Genomic DNA, 15,272 nt, shown 5'->3' with positions numbered 1-15,272 from the left:
ACAACGGGCTGAACCAGTGTCGAGCTCAGCCGTTCACCGCAGGATGGCTCACCCCTTGATGGCAGCGGTCACGGTAATCTCAACCTTCAACTCGCCCGCCGGCATCGGCGCACAGACGCAGGTGCGAGCCGGAGCGTGACCTTCCGGTACCCAGGCGTCCCAGACCGCATTCATGGCCGCGAAATCCTCGCCTTCTTTCAGGTAGATGGTCGCGGTCAGCAGGTGCTCGCGATCACTGCCGACTTCGGCCAGCAGCTCGTCCACGCGCTCAAGCATGCTGGCGGTCTGGGCGGTGATATCGCCCTCACGCGCTTCGGGGCCGGCTACCTGGCCACACAGGTAGGCCACTCCCTGATGAATGACACCACGGCTCATGCGGGTCTTGGTGTCATGACGCTGAATGCTCATCGCGCTCTCCAAAAAAAGTGATATCAACTGTAAATTAGCAACAAGGAAGATGTTTCATCCGAGGTCTTCCCGGTAGTCTCGCCGGCTGCCTTGGGCCGGCGTTCAATATAGCCAACTTTCGCCTGCACGAGATAGCCCGATCGGGCGTTTTTGGCGGCACAACAGTGTCAGGTCTCTCTCATGAGGACGACTGAGTGATGACAGCCCGGCTGTCACCTTGTCTAAAACATGAGGGTTTACCAATGAAGCGTTCCATCATGATGGCAGCAGTGCTGTCGACCGCCATGGCACAAGCAGGAGTGATCGCTACCGCCCAGGCCGCCGACGGCGACATGGAAAAGTGCTACGGCATCTCACTGGCAGGCGAAAACGACTGCAAGGCAGGCCCAGGAACCACCTGTGCGGGCACCTCTACCGTCGACTACCAGGGCAATGCCTGGACGCTGGTTCCCGAGGGGACCTGTACCGGCATCGAGACCCCCCACGGCAATGGCAGCCTGAGCGAAGTCGAACGCCCCTGACGTCGAGTCAGACCTTCGACCACCGCGGGGCCAGGCGGACATGACCCCGCGGACTTCTTCCGCTTGAGGCCAGAAGCCACGTGGCTGAAGACCTCAGCTCGCCGTAAGGTGCCGACCGTCATCGACAGCTGGCGCCATGCAGGCGGCAAACGCCGCCAACGCGGAGTTCATTATGACGACACCCTCCACGCCCCCCGCCAAGACATCCTCGCTCACAGACTCGGTGTCGTCAGCCTGGACGCCGCCAGGATCTTTCCGGGCGACGGCACTGGCCGCCAAGGCGAGCGCGCCAGCGGCGACCACCGGATTGCCGCTGCCACGGGCTGCCATGGGCATCGGCCTGAAGTTTCAGCATCTACAGGAACTTGCCGCGCTGGAGAGCGGGCCTGACTTTCTCGAGCTCCACGCAGAAAACTACATGAATGCGGGAGGCCCGGTACAGGAACAGCTGGCGGTGCTGTCGCGTCGCTATCCGCTATCGGTGCATGGTGTGGGGTTATCCCTGGGAAGCGCTGAAGGCATCGACCCGGAGCACCTCAAGCGCCTGACAACGCTGGTCGACCAGCTCAAACCGGCACTGGTATCCGAGCACCTGGCCTGGAGCCGCCTGGATGGGCACAGTTACAACGATCTACTGCCCGTGCCTCTGAACCAGGAGTCTCTCAGGGTGATGTGCGACAACGTGGCACGCACCCAGGACAGCCTGGGGCGCCAGCTGCTGGTAGAGAATCCGAGCCTGTATGTCAGGCTGGATCAGACCATGAGCGAGACACAGTTTCTGCAGGCCCTGGTGGAGGCGACTGGCTGCGGGCTGTTGTTCGACGTCAACAATGCCTTTATCAGCGCCGCCAACCTGAATCGTGACCTGGACAGCTATCTGGAGGAAGTGCCCTGGCACGCGGTAGGTGAATGGCACCTGGCCGGCCATACCCAGGACAGCACCAGCGACCTCTATATCGACGACCACGGCAGCCCGGTGGCAGACCCGGTATGGCAACGTTATCGGCAGGTGGCCCGCCTGCGCCCGGAACTTCCCACCCTGGTGGAATGGGACAACAGAGTGCCACCGCTATCTCGTTGGCTGGAAGAAGTGGCCCTGGCACAACGCCATCATGCCAGCGCCCAGGATGCTCCACCCTCGCAACAGGCGAGGCCTTTACCCGCTAGCGGAGCCTTGCCATGAGCCGCCTACAGGACTGGCAGCGCCACTTCATCGACGCTGTGCGCCAACCCCACCGCCCTTCCTCGCCGATAGCCGATACCCCAGGCCTCGATGTCTATCGCAATAACATTCGCTCGAGTCTGATCGAGGCGCTCAAGGACACCTTTCCCCACACACTGACCCTGCTGGGAGAGCGCTGCTTCGTCGGTGAGGCCTCACGCTTCGTCGCCCATCATCCTCCCAGGGACCCTCGTCTGGCCCACTACGGCGGTGACTTCGTCACTGCGCTCAGGCAGTCACCTGACGTGTCGCGCTATCGCTTCGTTGCCGATATCGCGGGTCTTGAGCATGCCCGACTCAGGGTCAGCCATGCCGCCGACAGTGTCCCACTGGAAGCCTGTGAACTGGGCGCCTGTCTCGACAGCGACAGCTGTCTGGTACAGGCCTTGCCCGCCAGTCGGTGCGTCTCTTGCGAGCACGATGTGGAAGGGCTATGGCAGGCCCTGGAAAGAGGAGAAGGCAGCGCTCCGCTAGGGTCACAGGGACCCAGACATTGGCTGCTGGTGCGCCACGGCCAACGCGTCCAGATGACCCCCATCGATGACGTGACCGCAAACCTCCACCGGCGGCTTGATGGGACGACGTCACTGGCTCAGGCCCTCGGCGAGATGGAGCAGGAGCTGGCCGGGGGGCTACGTGCCAGCGACTCACTGGACGACCTGCTGGGGCGTGCCCTCGGCACACTGGTGGGTCAGGGGGCGCTATGCAAGCCCGCTGAGGCGTTTCATCAACCCGTTGAGGCTTTTCATAAAACCGCTGAGGCTCTTCATAAAACCGCTGAGGCTCTCCATCAACCCGCTGAGGCTCTCCATCAACCCGCTGAGGCTCAACCACCCAAGGAAGCGTCACACAACGCCGGTGCAACACCGCCACTCGTCTGAGCCAGCCGACGTTCAGGTGTCGCTGACAGCGTCTTTCTCGACCGCCAATGAGGATCGCCATGAGCATTCATACCACCCTGCTGACCACCTACGGACAGGCCTCGCGATGGCTGGACCATCGCTCGCTGGATCTTGTTTTGGTCCTCATGCGACTGGTTGTCGGCACCGTCTTCTTTCAGTCCGCCCTGACCAAGGTGGACGGCGTTGGCCTTGCCGACAGCACGTTCTTCCTGTTCGAGCACGAATACGCGCTGCCACTGATCTCTCCCGTGCTGGCCGCCTATCTGGCGACACTGGCAGAGTTTTCGTTGTCGCTGCTGCTATGGGCGGGACTTGCTACGCGGCTTGCGGCCACGGGACTGCTGATCATGACGCTGGTCATCCAGACCTTCGTCTACCCAGAAGCCTGGGTCACTCACGGGCTATGGGCTGCCAGTCTGGCCACCCTGGTGCTACGCGGGGCGGGACGACTCTCGCTGGATACGCTGCTGTGCCGACAGCTGTGCAAGCGGCCGGAAAGTGGACAGCCGTAGTGTCGGGCACTGATGCCAAGAAGACGGGTCGGCAGGAGACAGAACGGAGGGAAACGGCAAGACGAACGACGGGAGCAGCCTTCAACAACAAGACGGCTCCCGGCTTCCTTCTAGGAACTTCTCTAGAAACGTAGCGGCCTAGCGCAGCAATAGCACCGGCAAGCTGGTACGTCTCAGTACGCTGGTCGTGGTGCTGCCCACCAGCAGGTGCCGAATACGCGAGTGGCCGTAGGCACCCATCACCACCATGTCGATAGCATGTTGCTGCTGGTAGTCGCACAGGGCCTCTTCAACGTCGCCCGCGTAGATGCCACCTTCGGCCTCATGACCGGCCTCTCGCAGGGTCGTCAAGGCCCACTCCAGCTGGCTGCGATGGTCGCCGGTATCGGCTCCCACCATCACCACATGGCAGTCAATGCCATTGAACAGCGGGCTACGCGCCAGCAACTCAACCCCCTTGCGGGTGGTGTTGCTGCCGTCGAAGGCGATCATCACTCGCTTGGGCACGCTGAACGACTCAGGCACCATCAGGATCGGCCGGTGCAGTCCGCGAACTACCCGCTCCAGGTTCGACCCAAGGTGTTCGCTGGCCTGTTGGGCGCTCTCGCCGCGCTTGCCAATCACCAGCAGACGAATCTCATTCTCGAGCTCGAGCACTGTCTCGACCAGGGTGCCATTACGCTGGCGACAGTTGGGCTCGGAGATGCCGGCCGCCATGACGCGATCCTTGGCCGCCTTCAGCATCAGCCGGCCATGCTCCTGGGCCACCTTGGCACGCCGCTCGTCCAGGCTCGCCAACTCTTCCAGCAGGTGTTCGCGGGCACCCAATCCCAGATTTCCAGACAGGTCTGCCTCTGCTGTCTGAGGGTGATTGTCCACCACATGAAGGAAGGTCAGCGGCGCACCCAGGGCCTGACTGGCCCAGGCGGCTACGTCGCACACGCTTTCGGCAAACTGCGACCCATCGATGGCAGCCATCACCTGTTCTGTCATGATTCTCATCCTGCCTGGCGTTGATGGATAAAGGGCCCCGAAAGACGGCAAGGCGCCCCGATGTCCTTGCATGATGCCGCGTGGCAGCGCGACCCGTCTCGTCACTCTCTCATGCCACACGTCCTTGTGTCTCGGTGCCCCACCTATCGTGCAGCACCTGTCACCGTGATCAGTGTCCGCCCATCAGCTTTTCCACCGCTGCGGGATTATCGTGGATGGCATAGCGATCAACGATGGTCGCGCTGGCTTCATTGAGACCGATCAACTCCACCTCGGTGCCCTCACGACGGAACTTGATGACCACCATATCCAATGCCTGCACCGCCGTGATATCCCAGAAGTGAGCGCGAGATAGATCAATCACCACTTTCTCGACACTTTCCTTGAAGTCGAAGGCAGCGGAGAAGCGCTGGGAAGAGGCGAAGAAGACCTGTCCAATGACCCGGTAACGGCGCCCCTGACGCTCGTCACCTTCGAGTTCCTCACTGGCAACGTAGAGGAAGTTGCCCACCTTGTTGGCGAAGTTGAGCGCAGCGATCAACACCCCTACGAAGACCCCAATGGCCAGGTTGTGGGTCCACACCACCACGGCCACTGTCGCGATCATGACAACATTGGTCGACATGGGGTGTTTCTTGAGGTCGCGCAGAGAACTCCAGCTGAAGGTACCGATGGACACCATGATCATGACAGCGACCAGGGCGGCCATGGGGATACGCGACACCCAGTCGGACAGGAACACCACCATCAGCAGCAGGAAGATGCCTGCCAAAAAGGTCGACAGGCGACCGCGACCGCCTGACTTGATGTTGATGACCGACTGGCCGATCATCGCGCAGCCTGCCATGCCACCCAACAGGCCTGTGCCGATGTTTGCCATGCCCTGGCCCTTGCACTCACGATTCTTGTCGCTGGGGGTGTCGGTCAAATCATCGACGATGGTGGCGGTCATCATCGACTCGAGCAGGCCCACCACGGTCAGCATGATCGCGTAGGGGAAGATGATGCCCAGGGTCTCCAGGTTCAGCGGTACGTCTGGCCACAGGAACACCGGCAAGGTATCCGGTAACTCGCCCATGTCGCCGACCGTGCGGATATCCATGCCGCTGAGCAGATACACGGCGGTCAGTACCAGAATGCATACCAGCGGAGACGGCAGCAGCTTGCCGATGCGCGGAACGTAAGGAAACAGGTAAATGATGCCGAGCCCCGCTGCCGTCATCGCGTAGACATGCCAGGTGACGTTGGTCAGCTCGGGCAGTTGCGCCATGAAGATGAGAATGGCCAGGGCGTTGACGAAGCCGGTGACCACAGAGCGCGACACAAAGCGCATCAAGTCAGCCAGTCGCAGGTAGCCCGCCACGATCTGCAGTACCCCGGTCAGCAGAGTGGCCGCCAGCAGATATTGCAGGCCATGCTCTTTCACCAGGGTCACCATCAGCAGCGCCATCGCGCCGGTCGCCGCGGAAATCATGCCCGGCCGACCGCCGGCAAAGGCAATGATGACGGCCATGGAGAAGGAAGCATACAGGCCGATCTTGGGATCGACGCCAGCGATGATGGAAAAGGCGATGGCTTCGGGAATCAGCGCCAGCGCGACGACGATGCCGGACAGCACGTCGCCCCGAATATTGGAGAACCAGTCTTGTGTGATCGATCGCATCATGAGGCGGTCCAGGGGATGAGTGTGAAATGAGGCCGCGGTCAGCCGGCGCCAGCCGCTTCTCCACGAGGAAGCAGCGCTCTAGGCATGGTGCCTGGCGCTCGCTGATCGTGTCTGACGGGAAGTGGCGCAGTCTACCAGAAGCACACCCGCAAGGCGACGCCAGGCACGCTGCAAGGCCTGACCTGCACGGCATCGCCCATTGGCCAGCGGCGAAAAAAACCTGTAAGGATCGAGCAGGTGGTTCGACTTATGACAAAACGTCCAAGGAACGCGACATGGAAAAGTGCGCCCCGCCCAAGCCTAGCGAGCGTGATGGCCCTCCCCTGGCAGCGCTCAAGCAGAGCTTGTCGAGGCACGGTTGGCCCTTGCCCCAGCCCCCTGCATGCACGGACTCACTGCTGCAACCGCTAGCCGATACCGGTCTGGCACATTGGCACGTTCGGCTGCCCCACGGCAGCGAAGACGGCGCCTGGCTGGCACGACTGCCCAAGCAGAGTCAGCTGGGTCTGGATGCCACCAGCAACCTCAACTACCAGGTGGCCTGCTTCACCCGGGCGCAAGCCAGTGGCCATACCCCAAGACTCAACGACTGGCTACCCTGCGACGAGCTGTTGCCCAGGGGTGGCCTGGTAGTGGAAGCCATTGACGGCCGCTCGGCCAGGTTACCCAGCGACCTGCCCGCCATGACCACCGCCCTGGCCAGCTTGCACAGCCTGCCGCTGCCTGCCCTTGAGCAACGATCACCGTTGATATCACCTGCCGCCCCCTGGCGGGATATGCTCGATGATGTGCGGGCCCAAGCTCGGCACCTGCCCGACGCCAACCTGAGCCGCCACAGCCTGCCGCTGATCGAAAAGGCCCTGTCACAGCTGCCCTCGCAACTCCCCGTCGCCAATGCCGCCGTGAGCCTCATCAGCTTCGACGCCCACCCCGGTAATTTCCTGATCACGCCAGAGGGCCGGGCAGTGCTGGTGGATCTGGAAAAGTGCCGCTACTCACTGCCGGGATTCGACCTCGCGCACATGAGTCTGTATACCTCTACCACCTGGGACCTGCACAGTCGCGCGGTGCTGTTCATCGAAGATCTGGTGGCGCTCTACCAGCGCTGGCGGGCGCGCATGACCGAAAGCGGGCGCGACACGCATTGGCGCAACCTGATGGCCTGTCGCCATGCCATGTGGCTGTGGTCACTGACCTGGTGCGCCAAGTGGCGCGCGCAGCAGCATCAGCAGATAGATCGTCGCCATCGCGGTGAAGACTGGTCCGCTCAGCTCAGCCAAGCCGCGCTGGTCGATCACGTGGCCGACCGCGTGGATCACTACCTGTCCGCCCCCATCATCCAACGAGTCACCGACGAGCTGGCGGAGCTGGCCGATGCGGGCTGACTCGACTCCAGCGTTTTCGCCCGCTCATTGCACAAGGATGCGATCATGACCCGCTTTGCGTCACGCACACCCCTATCCGCCGTTGTCCGTCGACTCGCCGTCACCATGCTGGCGCTGGCTCCGGTCCAGGCCACTCTGGCCCAAGAGACTCAAGCACCAGGCACTCTTGCCCAGAGCTCACCGCCACCCCACCCGCTGCTCCAGCAAGACTGGAGCGACGTCGAGCAGCAGGCTGAGGGTCAGACCGTCTACTTCAACGCCTGGGGAGGCGATCCCAACGTCAATGGCTATCTCGATTGGGTGGCAGGTCAACTCGATCAGCGATACGACGTGGAGCTGGTGCACGTCAAGCTGGAGGACACTGCCGCCGCCGTATCCCGCGTGTTGGCGGAAAAGTCCGCAGGCAACGTTGACCAGGGAGCCATTGACCTCATCTGGATCAATGGCGAGAACTTTTCTGCCATGAAGGAAAATGGGCTACTGCTGGGCCAATTTGCCCAGCGCCTGCCCAACTTTGCGCTGACCTCCCCCGAAGCGAATCCCGAAATGACCACGGATTTCACCGTGCCGACTGACGGCTACGAGTCGCCTTGGGGAAAAGCACAACTGACGTTCTACTACGACAGTGACCGTGTCGACTCCCCCCCGCAGTCTCTTGATGCACTGCTGCAATGGAGTCATCAACATCCAGGCCGCTTCACCTATCCGCTGGTCCCGGATTTCCATGGCTCCACGTTCCTCAAGCAGGCGCTTCTCGCATTGGTCGACGATCCCGCCGTGCTCTCCCGTCCAGCCAGCGAGGTTGATGCCGAGGCGGTCATGACGCCACTGTGGGACTATCTCGATGCCTTGCACCCGCAGCTGTGGCGTCAGGGACGTGACTTCCCCGCCTCCGGGCCTGCCATGCGCAGCCTGATGGGTGATGGCGAGCTGTCACTGGCGTTCACCTTCAACCCGGCGGAACCCGCGGCGGCGGTCAGCTCCTACCAGCTGCCCCCTTCGATCCGCAGCTACGTGCTGGAAGGGGGCACCATTGGCAACGTTCATTTCGTGACGATTCCGTTCAACGCCAGCCATGTGGCCGGCGCCATGGTCACCGCCAACTTCCTGCTGTCCCCGGAAGCTCAGGCGCGCAAGCAACAGCTGGATGTGTGGGGCGACCCCACGGTCCTCGACCTCGAGCGCCTGGACAGCAACCAGCGGGATGCCCTGACGCCCATGGATGACCAGCCTGCGCGCCTGCCCGTTGCCGAGCTGCAAAACACCTTGCCTGAACCCCATCCGAGCTGGATGGAAGCCGTCGAGGCCGGCTGGCTGGAGCGATATGGCACGCGTTGACCAGCGTATCCTGGCCGCCGACACCTGGTTTGTGAGATTGACACGCTGGGCGCCTTTGCTCACCGTGTTACTGCTTGTCGTGCCGGTCATGGTGGGCGTTGCTGGCGTCACGGCGCCAGCCTTTGGCTGGCTGCCTGCGCTGGGCGGGGAAAGCCTCAGCCTGGCGCCTTGGGTCGCGCTGTGGCACACCCCAGGCCTGGGCGAGATGATCACGATGAGCCTTTCCACGGGCTTGATTAGCACGGCGGTGGCGCTGGTCATCGTCATCCTGTTTCTCGGGGCCTTCGCCGACAGCGCGGCATTTGTCTGGCTCAAGCGCCTGCTATCACCACTGCTGGCCGTGCCTCACGCGGCAGCGGCCATTGGCCTGGCCTTTCTGCTCGCCCCATCGGGACTGGCCATGCGGCTCGTTTCGCCCGGTCTGAGCGGTCAACAGGTACCGCCGGACTACCTGTTCCCCGGTGATCCTCACGGCATTGCCCTGATCGCTGGGCTGGTGGTCAAGGAAGTCCCCTTCCTGCTGCTGATGAGCCTGGCGGCGTTGCCTCAATGCCAGGCCCATCACCGCCGCCATCTGGCCCTGTCACTGGGCTACTCTCCCGTCACCGCCTTTCTCAAGGGCGTCTTGCCGAGCCTGTATCCATTGATCCGGTTGCCGGTCTATGCGGTGATCGCCTTTGCTTCGTCCAACGTCGATGTCGCCATGATTCTGGGCCCTTCGACTCCTCCGCCCCTGGCCGTCAGCGTTGTGCGCTGGCTAGGGGACCCGGACCTTTCCATGCGTTTCATGGCATCGGCGGCAGCGCTCACCCAGCTGGCGGTCACGCTGATGGCGCTCGGCATATGGTGGTGCATCGAGCACGCTATTCGCCTGCTGGCCACACCCTGCTTGACCGATGGTCAGCGCCACCTTGGCCAGCGTTTGGGAGTGGTGCTGGGCGGTGGACTGACCTGGCTCAGCGCGGGCCTGCTGTGTGCCAGCTTGCTGGGGCTGGTGCTGTGGTCTCTGGCCGCCTACTGGCCGTTTCCTGCCAGCTGGCCAACCCCGCTGACCCTGGCCAACTGGCGCGCTGCACTGCCGGGACTCCTGCCCGCTGCAGGTACTACGCTGGCCCTGGCAGTGGCTGCAACCCTACTGTCGACGATACTGGTCGTTGGCTGCCTCGAAAGCGAATCCCTGCATCAGCGCAGCATGGGCAAGGGCGCCACCCTGGTGCTCTACCTGCCACTGCTGGTGCCGCCCGTGGCCTTTCTCTACGGCCTCGTTCAGCTTCAGGCTCAGCTGTTTCTGATGCCAGGATTTTTCCTGGTCGTGGTCGGCCACAGCCTGTTCGTATTGCCATATGTGTTTCTGTCCCTGGCCGAGAGCTACCGCCGCCTGGATCCCCGCTGGAGCCAGGTCGCTGCCAGCCTTGGCAAGAGCCACGCCAGCATCTTCCTGAGGGTACGCTTGCCCCTGCTGCTCGCGCCGATGGCGACCGCCATGGCGGTGGGTCTGGCCGTCAGCATCGGCCAGTACCTGCCGACCTTGCTGTTGGGCGCGGGCAGACTGACCACGCTGACCACGGAGGCGGTTTCTCTGGCGTCCGGCGGCGACCGCCGGCTGACCGCTATCTATGCCCTGGCTCAATTGGCACTACCCGCCATTGGCTTTGCCTTGGCCATTGGCCTGCCTCGTCTGTTGCATCGACGGCGGCGAGCCCTGTTGACCTGACTCCACACAACCCGCGAGACCGCTATGCCCGAACTACGAGACACCGCTGGTACGTCGCGCCGCCCGTTGATCTTTGACGGCGTCAGCATCAGCCTGCAGGAGACACCGCTCGTCTCTCTGTCGGCACGCATCGACGCCGGAGAGGTCGTCAGCGTGATGGGGCCTTCTGGTGTGGGAAAGTCCACCCTGCTGGCGTTTGCCGCGGGCTTCCTCGCTCCGGCCTTTCACGCCAGCGGGGACGTTCGCCTGGGAGATCAGTCGATCACGTCACTGCCGACGTCCGCTCGTCGACTTGGCTTGCTGTTTCAGGATGCCCTGCTCTTTCCCCACCTTAGCGTTGCTGGCAATCTCGCCTTTGGCATGCCTCCGTCTCGACATCGCCGCCAGCGCCGAGAAGTCATCGATCAAGCCCTGTCGGACATCGGCCTGGAAGGTTTCGGCGAGCGCGACCCCGCCACCCTCTCGGGGGGCCAGCGTGCTCGCGTCGCCCTGATGCGTACGCTGCTGTCGCGCCCCCAGGCCATGCTACTGGACGAGCCATTCTCGAAGCTGGATGCCACCCTGCGCCAGGAGATGCGCGAACTGGTCTTTGGCCGCATACGGGAATACGGACTGCCTGCACTGCTGGTCACCCACGACCGGGCCGACGCCGAGGCCGCCGCAGGACCGATCATTGAGCTGTCGAGTGCCAGCACGGGACAGACCACCAGCACATGGCGGAGCGCACAGCATGCCCGACGCTGAGGCACTTGCCACGATGCCGCAACTCACCGTCATCATCCCCACCCTGAATGAGGCCAACATCATCACCGCTAGCCTTGACCGACTGGATGGCTGGCGCCGCGCAGGGGCCGAGATCATCGTCGTCGATGGTGGCAGCAGCGATGGCACCTGTGCGCTGGCGACATCACAGGCAGACCGGGTGATCTCCGCCGCTGCGGGGCGAGCCCGGCAGATGAATGCAGGCGCCGCCTCGGCTCGCTCGTCGGTACTTCTGTTTCTCCACGCGGACACTCAATTGCCGCCCGACGCCATGCCAGCGGTGTTGAAGGCCGTTGAAGCCCGTGCCTGGGGACGCTTTGACGTTCGCATACGCGGCCACTCGCCGATGCTGCCGATAGTGGCCGCCTGCATGAACCTGCGCTCACGACTGACGGGCATCGCCACCGGAGATCAGGCCCTGTTCATGCAACGCGCCACCTTTGTCGACCTGGGCGGCTTCCCGGACCAGCCCCTCATGGAAGACATCGAAATGTCCAGGCGACTCAAGCGTTCCTCCCGTCCCGCTTGCCTCAGGCTAAAAGCCACCACCGATGGACGTCGCTGGGAAAAAAGAGGCATCGCTGCGACGATCTGGCTGATGTGGCGGCTGCGCTTTCGCTACTGGCGTGGCGCCAGTGCTGTAGATCTCGCCAAGGAGTATCACCATGTGCGATGACAGCGCGCACTGTCAGGGGCCGGGCACCACCGATGGCGACCTGCCTGTCATCTCGATTCTGGCCAAGGCCCCACTGGCAGGACTGGCCAAGACACGCATGATCCCTGCACTAGGCCCAGAGGGGGCGGCGCGCCTCCAGCATCGATTGATCGAGCACACGTTGAAAGTGGCACTGGAGGCGACTTCTGCAAGTCGGATTACCCTATGGACAGCACTGGATCATCAACATCCCTGCTTTTTGCAGGCGCAGGATCGCTACGGTATTCGCCTTGCCCGCCAGCCCGACGGCGACCTGGGAGCGAGGATGTATGCGGCACTGGCCGCGACTGACGCCCCAAGCCTATTAATCGGCACAGATTGCCCGTTAATGGATAAGAAATTACTGAAAACTTGTCAGAAACGACTCAAACAGGTAGACAGCGTCTTTCTTCCCGCGGAGGACGGCGGCTATGCTCTGGTTGGAGTTCGCCGACATGACCCACGGCTCTTTGAGGGAGTCGACTGGGGCACGTCCGGGGTCATGTCCCAGACGCGTGCACGTCTGGCGGAGCTTTCTTGGACATTTGAGTGTCCAAGCACGGTCTGGGATCTGGATACCCCCCAGGACCTGGCTCGACTAGCCGACATGGAAGCCCTCTCGCTGGAGATTATGCCGTGACCGAAGACACACTCACTGACCGACACAAGAAGCTTGCCGCGGTTCGCCCTCGCTTGCTGTCCTTTGCACGCATGCACCTGCGCGACCATGCCGCCGCCGAGGATGCGGTGCAGGAAGCGATGATCGCTGCCATCGAGAAAAACGACAGCTTTTCAGGACGCTCCGGCTACGAGACCTGGGTCTTCGGCATCCTCAAGTACAAGCTGCTGGATCAGATGCGCCAGCAGAAACGTCACGGTCGCTGGGAACCCTTTGACGAAGAAACGACGGATGATGCCATTGATCGCATGTTCCAGCAGGACGGGCATTGGACTCACGAGGCCAAGCCCCAGGCCTGGGACACGCCAGAGCAGGCATTCGAGAACGAGCATTTCTGGAAAGTATTTGACGCCTGTATGCTGGGCCTTCCTGACAACGTGGCACGGGTATTCACTCTGCGCGAATTAATGGGCCTATCTACCGAAGATATCTGTAAGGAAGTGGGCATCAAAGAAAACAACGCATGGGTGATCCTGCACCGGGCTCGCCTCAAGCTTCGCGCTTGTATTGAAAAAGGTTGGAAGGAGGATGCGGCATGATGATGTGCAAGGCCGCTACCAAGCTGATGTCGAAGCAGCTGGATGCGCCCCTGACGACGCGAGAGAAGCTCTCGCTTCGTTTTCACCTGATGCTCTGTTCGGTCTGCCGTCGATGTGACAAGCAATTCGAGATGTTAAGAAAGGCGGGACGAGCCTATGGGGGGGCCTCAGCTGACAAGGCTGAACACCACTGCATGGCTAGCGAAGAGGACATGAAGAAGGTTCAGGAAGCGATTGCCCAGGCGGAAGAACGCCGCCAGGGATAATCGCCAGCCTATCCCCCGGCGGACCGCGTAGCGCTCGAGCTTCGACGGCTACAGCGAAAGCTTCAATGAACTACAGCAGAAGCTTCGACGACTACGGTATCAGCCCCGTTTGTCACACTCTTGTGAACCCCGCCTCCAGGCTATCTCTCCTACCTGCTACCGAGACAGCCTGACGGCGGTATTCCGCATCACGCGTACCGCCAGCAATCAACCGCACGGATCTGCGCGCCGGCGACTGCTGGCTAGTCACCCGCCGCTTCCTGTGCCAGCCCCGACAAGGCTTCTGCGATCTGGTCGATGGGCAGTTCACAGTCACCTAGCCCATGCCGCTTTGCCAGGTAATGCGGGTCATTCCACTCGAGCACCAGGTGATCGTCCTGCTGGCGAACCACCATTTTCTGGGGCAGATCCAGTGCCGTGCTGCCGTGACACTGCATCAGGCGTGTCCCTACCTCGGGCTTGCCGAAGATGTAGGTGCGCGTCGGCGGCAGTTCAAGGCCTACACCCTCCGCATTAGCCTGGTGGTCTACCATCGCCATCAAGCCCATGCCACGCTTCTCCAGACCCTGCCTGAAGCGCGCATCGACATCTTCTACGCTGTCCTGTGACGTCAGGCTGGCCACACCCGACTCATCGATCTGGGACTCTGCCGCTACACTTCCTGATCCGGCCAATACCAGACCCATGATCAGGCCCCCGACCCACTTCCTGCTGTAGTGACGCTGCCTCATACGATGGTTTCCTTGTTCAACGAGTGACACTGTGAGCTTGCCCATTGCCAGCGTGGAGGACGCAAGCTTGATCAACGTAAGCATGGACGAGGTAAGCATGGACAAAATAAGTGCCGCCCGACAAGTCGACATATGCCAATGACGCTGCGTGGTCGTGTAAGGATCGCGGAGTGCCAACCGACTCTGCAAAGCCTACCAACACTGCAGAGAAAGTAGGCTTTTGGCTAGCCATGTTTGCCCTACCGTCGCTATGGAGCCCGCCATCTATGCCTATATCCCACCGCCGTGCCTCTATCACGCTGCTATTGACTGCCTGTGGCGCCCTCTCGTTCGCTTCGACGCTCCAGGCAGCAAGCTTTTCGCCCCAGGTCTTGCTCTCCTGGCCAACCCGATCCTTCGAAGGCGAGACGTCGTATCGCGTAACAGCGCTAGAGGGCACCCAGGCACTTGAAGCACGTGCCAAGGGACAGGCGTCGGCCAAGTACCTGGAGCGTGAGATCGACCTGAAGGAGACACCTTATCTGCGCTGGTGCTGGCGCGTCTCGGGGGTCTATGCCAACGTCAATGAGCGCAGCAAGGCAGGCGACGACTACCCTGCCCGCGTCTATGTCGCCAGAAAGACCGGACTGCTTCCCTGGCAGGTAGAGTCGGTCAACTACGTGTGGTCATCGAACCAGCCCCGTGGTAACAGTTGGCCCAATGCCTTTACCGATAGAGCCATCCTGCTGGCCTTGCAGGGCGGTGACGAGAAGGTGGGTCAATGGGTGGCAGAAGTCCGCGACGTGGCCGCCGACTATCGCAGGCTGTTCGGCACTCAGCCCGACAGTATCGATGGGCTTGCCCTGATGAGCGATGGCGACAACGCAGGCGGTGATGCCACCGCCTGGTTTACCGGCCTTGAAATGAGCGCCTCGGCCTCACCGCCCAGCTGTCCGTAGAA

At 62.1% G+C, this 15,272-nt stretch carries 17 protein-coding genes; 13 read left to right on the top strand and 4 right to left on the bottom strand.

The window, feature by feature from the left end:
- Positions 1 to 48: 48 nt before the first annotated feature.
- Positions 49 to 408 carry a RidA family protein gene (locus KUW18_RS08540; RefSeq protein WP_222561176.1) on the bottom strand — a complete coding sequence of 120 codons (360 nt, stop codon included), beginning with the start codon at positions 406 to 408 and terminating at the stop codon, positions 49 to 51.
- 242 nt (positions 409 to 650) lie between these two features.
- Between KUW18_RS08540 and KUW18_RS08535 the strand changes: the two genes are divergently transcribed.
- The 4 genes from KUW18_RS08535 (at position 651) to KUW18_RS08520 (ending at position 3,565) form a co-directional block, all read left to right on the top strand.
- Positions 651 to 929 carry a DUF2282 domain-containing protein gene (locus KUW18_RS08535; protein ID WP_206941259.1) on the top strand — a complete coding sequence of 93 codons (279 nt, stop codon included), beginning with the start codon at positions 651 to 653 and terminating at the stop codon, positions 927 to 929.
- 172 nt (positions 930 to 1,101) lie between these two features.
- Positions 1,102 to 2,112 (top strand): DUF692 domain-containing protein, encoded by a 1,011-nt coding sequence (locus KUW18_RS08530; RefSeq protein WP_261396484.1) that lies wholly within the window; start codon positions 1,102 to 1,104, stop codon positions 2,110 to 2,112.
- On the top strand, positions 2,109 to 3,032 hold the full coding sequence (locus tag KUW18_RS08525) for a putative DNA-binding domain-containing protein (protein ID WP_222561175.1): 924 nt from the start codon (positions 2,109 to 2,111) through the stop codon (positions 3,030 to 3,032). The genes KUW18_RS08530 and KUW18_RS08525 overlap by 4 nt, the downstream gene beginning before the upstream one ends.
- A gap of 59 nt (positions 3,033 to 3,091) precedes the next feature.
- Positions 3,092 to 3,565: a DoxX family protein gene (locus KUW18_RS08520; protein WP_222162762.1), complete on the top strand. Its 474-nt coding sequence runs from the start codon at positions 3,092 to 3,094 to the stop codon at positions 3,563 to 3,565.
- 138 nt (positions 3,566 to 3,703) lie between these two features.
- On the opposite strand, the gene KUW18_RS08515 is transcribed toward KUW18_RS08520, so the two are convergent.
- A complete protein-coding gene (locus KUW18_RS08515) occupies positions 3,704 to 4,558 on the bottom strand; it encodes a universal stress protein (RefSeq protein WP_222484088.1) in 855 nt (284 codons plus the stop codon).
- A gap of 169 nt (positions 4,559 to 4,727) precedes the next feature.
- Positions 4,728 to 6,224 carry a SulP family inorganic anion transporter gene (locus KUW18_RS08510; RefSeq protein ID WP_206941266.1) on the bottom strand — a complete coding sequence of 499 codons (1,497 nt, stop codon included), beginning with the start codon at positions 6,222 to 6,224 and terminating at the stop codon, positions 4,728 to 4,730.
- A gap of 275 nt (positions 6,225 to 6,499) precedes the next feature.
- Here KUW18_RS08510 and KUW18_RS08505 point away from each other — a divergent pair, with 275 nt between their 5' ends.
- From KUW18_RS08505 to KUW18_RS08470, 8 genes are read left to right on the top strand one after another with little or no spacing between them, the layout of a single operon-like run.
- Complete coding sequence (locus KUW18_RS08505; RefSeq protein WP_222561174.1) at positions 6,500 to 7,609, top strand: aminoglycoside phosphotransferase family protein; 1,110 nt, start codon at positions 6,500 to 6,502, stop codon at positions 7,607 to 7,609.
- A gap of 45 nt (positions 7,610 to 7,654) precedes the next feature.
- Positions 7,655 to 8,947 (top strand): ABC transporter substrate-binding protein, encoded by a 1,293-nt coding sequence (locus tag KUW18_RS08500; protein WP_261396481.1) that lies wholly within the window; start codon positions 7,655 to 7,657, stop codon positions 8,945 to 8,947.
- Positions 8,934 to 10,661: an ABC transporter permease gene (locus KUW18_RS08495; RefSeq protein ID WP_222561173.1), complete on the top strand. Its 1,728-nt coding sequence runs from the start codon at positions 8,934 to 8,936 to the stop codon at positions 10,659 to 10,661. Before KUW18_RS08500 ends, KUW18_RS08495 begins: the two co-directional genes overlap by 14 nt.
- Before the next feature lie 24 nt (positions 10,662 to 10,685).
- A complete protein-coding gene (locus KUW18_RS08490; RefSeq protein ID WP_206941269.1) occupies positions 10,686 to 11,405 on the top strand; it encodes an ATP-binding cassette domain-containing protein in 720 nt (239 codons plus the stop codon).
- Positions 11,392 to 12,099, top strand: coding sequence for a TIGR04283 family arsenosugar biosynthesis glycosyltransferase (locus KUW18_RS08485; protein WP_222561172.1), 708 nt, complete (start codon positions 11,392 to 11,394; stop codon positions 12,097 to 12,099). Before KUW18_RS08490 ends, KUW18_RS08485 begins: the two co-directional genes overlap by 14 nt.
- Positions 12,089 to 12,757 (top strand): TIGR04282 family arsenosugar biosynthesis glycosyltransferase, encoded by a 669-nt coding sequence (locus tag KUW18_RS08480; RefSeq protein ID WP_222162757.1) that lies wholly within the window; start codon positions 12,089 to 12,091, stop codon positions 12,755 to 12,757. The genes KUW18_RS08485 and KUW18_RS08480 overlap by 11 nt, the downstream gene beginning before the upstream one ends.
- On the top strand, positions 12,754 to 13,335 hold the full coding sequence (locus KUW18_RS08475) for a sigma-70 family RNA polymerase sigma factor (protein ID WP_206941272.1): 582 nt from the start codon (positions 12,754 to 12,756) through the stop codon (positions 13,333 to 13,335). The genes KUW18_RS08480 and KUW18_RS08475 overlap by 4 nt, the downstream gene beginning before the upstream one ends.
- Positions 13,332 to 13,601, top strand: a complete 270-nt coding sequence (locus KUW18_RS08470) for a zf-HC2 domain-containing protein (RefSeq protein WP_206941274.1) — start codon at positions 13,332 to 13,334, stop codon at positions 13,599 to 13,601. Before KUW18_RS08475 ends, KUW18_RS08470 begins: the two co-directional genes overlap by 4 nt.
- Before the next feature lie 242 nt (positions 13,602 to 13,843).
- Here KUW18_RS08470 and KUW18_RS08465 read toward each other — a convergent pair whose 3' ends face one another.
- Positions 13,844 to 14,332, bottom strand: coding sequence for a DUF302 domain-containing protein (locus tag KUW18_RS08465; protein ID WP_222162755.1), 489 nt, complete (start codon positions 14,330 to 14,332; stop codon positions 13,844 to 13,846).
- 266 nt (positions 14,333 to 14,598) lie between these two features.
- On the opposite strand from KUW18_RS08465, the gene KUW18_RS08460 reads away from it, so the two are divergent.
- Entirely contained in the window at positions 14,599 to 15,270 is a 672-nt protein-coding gene (locus tag KUW18_RS08460; protein WP_222561171.1) for a DUF3047 domain-containing protein, read from the top strand.
- Positions 15,271 to 15,272 lie beyond the last annotated feature (2 nt).

Origin of the sequence: Halomonas sp. DP5Y7-2 (assembly GCF_019802025.1) — a bacterium.
GTDB lineage: Bacteria > Pseudomonadota > Gammaproteobacteria > Pseudomonadales > Halomonadaceae > Halomonas > Halomonas litopenaei_A.
Note: the sequence above shows the minus strand (reverse complement) of the source record. Positions and strands in the feature narration are given on the sequence as shown.

Bases quoted from the DNA above. Each gene is read 5' to 3' on its own strand.
- KUW18_RS08520 (WP_222162762.1), top strand. From the start codon at position 3,092: ATGAGCATTCATACCACCCTGCTGACCACCTACGGACAGGCCTCGCGA.
- KUW18_RS08480 (WP_222162757.1), top strand. From the start codon at position 12,089: ATGTGCGATGACAGCGCGCACTGTCAGGGGCCGGGCACCACCGATGGC.
- KUW18_RS08525 (WP_222561175.1), top strand. From the start codon at position 2,109: ATGAGCCGCCTACAGGACTGGCAGCGCCACTTCATCGACGCTGTGCGC.
- KUW18_RS08485 (WP_222561172.1), top strand. From the start codon at position 11,392: ATGCCCGACGCTGAGGCACTTGCCACGATGCCGCAACTCACCGTCATC.
- KUW18_RS08510 (WP_206941266.1), bottom strand. From the start codon at position 6,224: ATGATGCGATCGATCACACAAGACTGGTTCTCCAATATTCGGGGCGAC.
- KUW18_RS08465 (WP_222162755.1), bottom strand. From the start codon at position 14,332: ATGAGGCAGCGTCACTACAGCAGGAAGTGGGTCGGGGGCCTGATCATG.
- KUW18_RS08515 (WP_222484088.1), bottom strand. From the start codon at position 4,558: ATGACAGAACAGGTGATGGCTGCCATCGATGGGTCGCAGTTTGCCGAA.
- KUW18_RS08540 (WP_222561176.1), bottom strand. From the start codon at position 408: ATGAGCATTCAGCGTCATGACACCAAGACCCGCATGAGCCGTGGTGTC.
- KUW18_RS08505 (WP_222561174.1), top strand. From the start codon at position 6,500: ATGGAAAAGTGCGCCCCGCCCAAGCCTAGCGAGCGTGATGGCCCTCCC.
- KUW18_RS08500 (WP_261396481.1), top strand. From the start codon at position 7,655: ATGACCCGCTTTGCGTCACGCACACCCCTATCCGCCGTTGTCCGTCGA.
- KUW18_RS08460 (WP_222561171.1), top strand. From the start codon at position 14,599: ATGCCTATATCCCACCGCCGTGCCTCTATCACGCTGCTATTGACTGCC.
- KUW18_RS08535 (WP_206941259.1), top strand. From the start codon at position 651: ATGAAGCGTTCCATCATGATGGCAGCAGTGCTGTCGACCGCCATGGCA.
- KUW18_RS08470 (WP_206941274.1), top strand. From the start codon at position 13,332: ATGATGATGTGCAAGGCCGCTACCAAGCTGATGTCGAAGCAGCTGGAT.
- KUW18_RS08490 (WP_206941269.1), top strand. From the start codon at position 10,686: ATGCCCGAACTACGAGACACCGCTGGTACGTCGCGCCGCCCGTTGATC.
- KUW18_RS08495 (WP_222561173.1), top strand. From the start codon at position 8,934: ATGGCACGCGTTGACCAGCGTATCCTGGCCGCCGACACCTGGTTTGTG.
- KUW18_RS08530 (WP_261396484.1), top strand. From the start codon at position 1,102: ATGACGACACCCTCCACGCCCCCCGCCAAGACATCCTCGCTCACAGAC.